Origin of the sequence: Salinibacterium sp. (assembly GCF_031364185.1) — a bacterium.
Classification (GTDB): domain Bacteria; phylum Actinomycetota; class Actinomycetes; order Actinomycetales; family Microbacteriaceae; genus Rhodoglobus.
In genome coordinates this window covers 1-4,543 of sequence record NZ_JANLVV010000083.1, presented here as the reverse complement: position 1 = coordinate 4,543, position 4,543 = coordinate 1, and the positions used below count along the sequence as shown (strand labels likewise).

General features: G+C 63.9%; 6 protein-coding genes. 1 reads left to right on the top strand and 5 read right to left on the bottom strand.

The annotated features are described in order from the left end of the window. A partial coding sequence (locus RMN95_RS04210; protein ID WP_309615706.1) for an aldo/keto reductase occupies nt 1-264 on the bottom strand: 264 nt, incomplete at its 3' end. A 107-nt stretch (nt 265-371) separates the two neighbouring features. Between RMN95_RS04210 and RMN95_RS04205 the strand changes: the two genes are divergently transcribed. Next, the gene (locus RMN95_RS04205; protein WP_309615705.1) at nt 372-743 is read left to right on the top strand and encodes a PGPGW domain-containing protein; all 372 of its coding nucleotides are present in this window, start codon (nt 372-374) and stop codon (nt 741-743) included. Here the strand turns inward: RMN95_RS04205 and RMN95_RS04200 are convergent. The 4 genes from RMN95_RS04200 to RMN95_RS04185 all read right to left on the bottom strand — a co-directional run. Further along, nucleotides 740-1,483, bottom strand: a complete 744-nt coding sequence (locus RMN95_RS04200; RefSeq protein WP_309615704.1) for a hypothetical protein — start codon at nt 1,481-1,483, stop codon at nt 740-742. The two genes, RMN95_RS04205 and RMN95_RS04200, sit on opposite strands and share 4 nt — an antisense overlap. 8 nt (nt 1,484-1,491) lie before the next feature. Further along, on the bottom strand, nt 1,492-2,625 hold the full coding sequence (locus RMN95_RS04195; protein ID WP_309615703.1) for a YHYH protein: 1,134 nt from the start codon (nt 2,623-2,625) through the stop codon (nt 1,492-1,494). A gap of 306 nt (nt 2,626-2,931) precedes the next feature. Next, the gene (locus RMN95_RS04190) at nt 2,932-4,197 is read right to left on the bottom strand and encodes a HipA domain-containing protein (RefSeq protein WP_309615702.1); all 1,266 of its coding nucleotides are present in this window, start codon (nt 4,195-4,197) and stop codon (nt 2,932-2,934) included. After that, nucleotides 4,184-4,543 (bottom strand): helix-turn-helix transcriptional regulator (locus RMN95_RS04185; protein ID WP_309615701.1); only part of this gene is annotated, 360 nt, incomplete at its 5' end. The genes RMN95_RS04185 and RMN95_RS04190, both read right to left, overlap by 14 nt.

The window sequence follows — 4,543 nt, the reverse complement described above, 5'->3', positions numbered from 1 at the left end:
ACCGCCCTTCGTCGCGACCAGGATCCCCGAAGTATCTGAGCCCCACGAGGCGAGCGCCTCGGCGATCAGGCTTTCGTTGTGGCCCACGTCAACGCCCGGCAGGTGATACGAATCCGCCGTGTCGATGATGGTGATTCCCGCATCCAACGCCGCATGAATCGTGGCGATCGATCGCTCCCTGTCGGGCCGACCCTCAATCGACATCGGCATTCCGCCGAGCCCGATCGAGCTGACCTGAACCGTACCGATAGTGCGCTGTTTCATGGATGACCGTCCTCACGTTTCGGGCGACTTGCCGCCTTTCCACCCTATGGTCCCCGGCCGCGCGTGCGGGGGCCTTGACACTCACCCCTCGGACGTAGACTGACCCCGTGGAGGCATCCCAAGGCAGTGAGAAAGGCCGCGACAACGAGACGGACGGCGGCGCCGAGCCGCGACCATCCGCACGAGTGTTGCGCACCACCAGGGCTCTGATTCGACGAAATCCCGGAGTCAACCGCGTCTATCGAACGTCCGTGGGCGTTGTCGGCGTCGGCACAATCGCCCTCGGTGTTGCACTGATCCCGCTCCCCGGGCCCGGATCGCTCATCGCCCTCGGCGGGCTGGCGCTCCTCGGCACCGAGTTCGACGGTGCGAAGCGAACCAGCACGGCGGCCAACGCCGCTGCCCGCAAGGTTGTGGCGCGCGCACAGCGGGCACGCGAGCAGCGGAGGCAAAAGAACGCCGACGCCGAGCCCTCCTAGCCGACCTCGAAGCGCCACAGGATGGTGTTGTCCTGGGTGAGACTGCTCGCCCAGATCAGCCGTGCCGTGGCATCCCAAGCGACCAGGTCATACCCTTCTTTCGTGCCGACCTCCGCGGCGGTGTATTCCGTCGCCGCCAGCCATCCGGAGTCATCGAAACCGCTCGTCGTCCACAGCGCCGGCGCCTCGCTCGCCTCGAACGCGCAATCGACGTCGGGCTGGGGTGAAGCCACACACTCCGGATTCAGGGGCGCTCGCTGAATGACGAGGCCACGCCACTGGGTCGAGGTGGCCGCCACCGTCTGCCCTGTCACGGTCTCTTTGATTTGCGCGATGATGCCACCGTCGCCGATCTGCTGCCGGTCGGTGCCGATGTATTCAAGTCCGCTCGGCGTCTCGACATAGTCTTTCGACATCAGGGCAATCGTCAGCGGATAGCTCGCGACAAAACTGATCGTCTCCGCGTTGAAGGAGCGTTCGGTGGTGATGGGTACCGAGTCCTCGCCCACCAGCACTCCATTCACGGTCAGCGAGAACCAGTTGTCGGCCCAGACGTCGGCCGTGAATTGGATCGGCTCGGCAACGACCGGCTCGGCGGTGGCCGCCGTGGGCTCGGTGGTCGGCTCCGGCAGGCTCGGTGCCGGGGTGTTCACTGGCGTCGCAGCACAGCCGGCGAGAACGAGGGCCGTCACCAGGCAGGCGATGGCGATGGATGCGCGAACGCGCCTCGGAGCGGTCATCCTGATGATCATCGTGAGTAGGTTTCTGTTCGGGTGACGCCGGTCGCGTCGCTGAAGGTGAAAGCGACTTCGGCATCCGTCACCTGGTACGCCACCTGCAGGGTTTCGCCGTCGAGGGTGTAATCGAGACGATAACTACCCGCCCCCAATGACTCGAACCCGGTGATCGTGGCACCTCGCAGCGGCTCGCCGGGCGGTCGGATGGGTGGGGTGTTGGGCTGCGTATCGACGCCATCGCCACTCACCCCGACCACCCCCACCAGCCCGCCGTTGATGTAGGGGTAGGCCTGGGTGCCGTGATAGTGGTAGAGCCCGCTGGCGTTGGTGTGCCCATTGAACTCGTCGAGAGCCGCGACCGCCCTCCCGTCGGGCTCGGTCAGTCCGTAGATCGCGTACCCATCCAGCGCATAGGCGATCGGCTTTGCCGCGCCCACCGCGTCCTGCAGGTGCAGCGGAGCGACGTGGTAATGGTAGTCGTCTGCCTTCCCGCAATGCCCACCCCACTGGTCCAACTCCCCGGCCAGGAAGGCGTCATCTCCACGATTATTGAGCGCATTGAAGATCGGCACCCCGTTCACGGCGAGCGCGATCGCTCCTCGAAACAGCCCGGTGCGGGCTGACACCGGGGTGGCCGCGAGTTGCGGTGTTACCGGGAGGCGGAACGCGTTATCGCCGATAAAGGGCTGCGGCAGCGGAAACTGCTGTTGCCAACTCGTGATCCCCACCATCATGGAGTGGGCGGGCAGCCCGGTGCTCTCCACCATCCAGTATTCGCCATTGAGGAACGTGCGGACGGTGTCGGCGAATTCGTCGAACCCGGCCAGCGTCGGGCTCGCCGCGGCAGTCGCCGACGGTGTGGCGGTGGGCGTGACGCTCGGCGCTACAGCGGAGGGAGTGGCCGTCGACACGAGGGCCGTCGGTGTGCAGGCGGCCAGCAGCATCGCACCCAGCCCGAGCCCTCCGGCTCCCAGCAGGGTGCGGCGGTTGACGAGTCCCCGTGGTTGCCCATGAGGATGCGGGTGGTCGTGCTCCCTGGCTGACTGCGAGGTTTCGTGGGGGTGCCTGTGCTCGTGCGGATGACTGTGCTCGTGAGGGTGCTGGTGGTCGTGCGGATGACTGTGCTCTGCGGGCTGGATGGTCATGGCGCCACGGTAGTGGTCGATTCTATGGATCTGCTATGCGGCGGATCTGGTACGCATCGGATCCGCTACGCGGCGTGACGAAGTGCTCCGAATGCATCTTTCGCCCCAGAGTTGGATCATGATTACCCACACCACCACGCCACCAGCGTCGACAGCGTCCTGAAAATCAGGCGCGCCAGACCGCCATCGGGAGTTCGGGCCGAGCTCGACCTTATTTCGCTTTATTGCGAGCGGTGCGGTTGCGACATGGCGTGACGTGATCGGCAACTCGAGATGTGGGCACCACACCCACCGCGTGAAAAGCACTCACGGTGCGCTGATCTCGGCGCCCGATTGGAGTCGATTCACGTTCCATTGGATTCTCTCGGGCATCCCTTTGGAGGCGAGGTTCGGCGGAGTGATTGCTCGCACCCCTGCTTCTAAGGCGGCGAGGGTCTCGTCTATCGCCGTCGGGATGCGTTGTCGGGAAAGCACTCCCCACGAGAGCGCCTCGGCTGTCAGAGCTTCCACCGAGATCTTTCGATGGTCGAAGGTCCCTCCGACGGAGAGCGCAAGATTCCAGTCGATGCGCCCTTCCTGGAAGAGGTTCGGCACGGCATCATAAATCTCGGTGAGCTGCGTCCCAGTGGCGAGATGCAGCAGGGCAACATTCTTCGCGTGCGCATCGTTGTTGCCGATCGCGACGTGATAGACGAGTTGGCGCAGCCAGTCCTCGGCAGCGCGCCCACCGCCGGGGATCGAGCCCAGCAGCTCGCCGATGAGTCGGGCCGAGGGTCGCCCCTTCCTCGATGGCAGCCTGTGGTCCTGAAACTTCGCGTCGCCGTTGCGCCAGTCAAGACCTAGAGCCTGCGCGAGATCCTCCTGATGGTGAAGCTTCACGTCGCCGCCGACAACGCGGCGATCGAAGCGCTCAATCGCCAGGTAATTCATCGTGCCTGCCGTGCGCATCGCGCTCTGAAATCGGGACAACCCAGCGTGTCGGGCGAGTTCGTGGCTGTAAAACTCGTTGAAGATCGCCTCGGGCCGTGACGGGAGTTGAGGTTTGAGGATGTGGGTCGAGTGAGCCCTGCCGTGCGGTTCAAGCCACACCTCGTCGAATCGCGCGAGAAGGAGTTTGGGTTGAAACCCCGGCAGCATCGAGCGACTGCCATCGCGCGCCCCCAGGTCGTGCTCCTCAATCGCTTGTTGCAGTCGAGCCGCGACGGTACTCTCCGCGAGCTCGTCATAGTCCGGATGGTAGCTGGTTGTTTCATCAGGGCTTCGGAGCGTGACTGCGCCAGCAATTGAGCCGCCAAACTCGCTCAGAATGCCGTAGAGATCATCGGGGTCGATTCCCCGCTTGGCAGCGAGTGCGGTGCGCTGGTTGCCCTCTGGGGTGTATCCGCCGAGAAAATTCGATGCGAGCACCGTGTCCGGCGCACGCCCAGGGATGACGCCAAACGATTCGGTGAGTATCAGGGCATCACCCTGGTAGTCAGAGTCCCACTCGATCGCGACCCGGTGCTTGGTTCGACCGTCCCTGTGCACAGCACCAATTCGGCGGTCGTGCAGGTAGAGATCAAGCATTTCCATCGCTCGCCTCGTCATCGCGGGATTGATACGTCAGCGTCACGGTAATGCCCAGTTCGTTGAGCGTCCGGAACAGCCGCGTCACGTAGAGACTGCCCCTGCCCCTCTCAAGGTCGATGAGATAATCGCGAGAAAAGGCGAGCTGCTCAGCAAGGTCCTCCTGCCGCACTGCGCGGCTCTCGCGGACGGCCTTGATGACGGGGCCGATGTCACGGAACTTTCGCACCTGCACTGTCGGCATCATCGCATCCTTCGTGTCGGGATAATCCCACATTGCATGATGTGGTGATATACCCACATTAGGGCATGTCGGGATATTCCCACAACGTGCAGAACACAACGTAGGGAA

Coding starts and splice junctions, on each gene's coding strand:
- RMN95_RS04200 (WP_309615704.1), bottom strand. CDS start 1,483: ATGACCGCTCCGAGGCGCGTTCGCGCATCCATCGCCATCGCCTGCCTG.
- RMN95_RS04195 (WP_309615703.1), bottom strand. CDS start 2,625: ATGACCATCCAGCCCGCAGAGCACAGTCATCCGCACGACCACCAGCAC.
- RMN95_RS04190 (WP_309615702.1), bottom strand. CDS start 4,197: ATGGAAATGCTTGATCTCTACCTGCACGACCGCCGAATTGGTGCTGTG.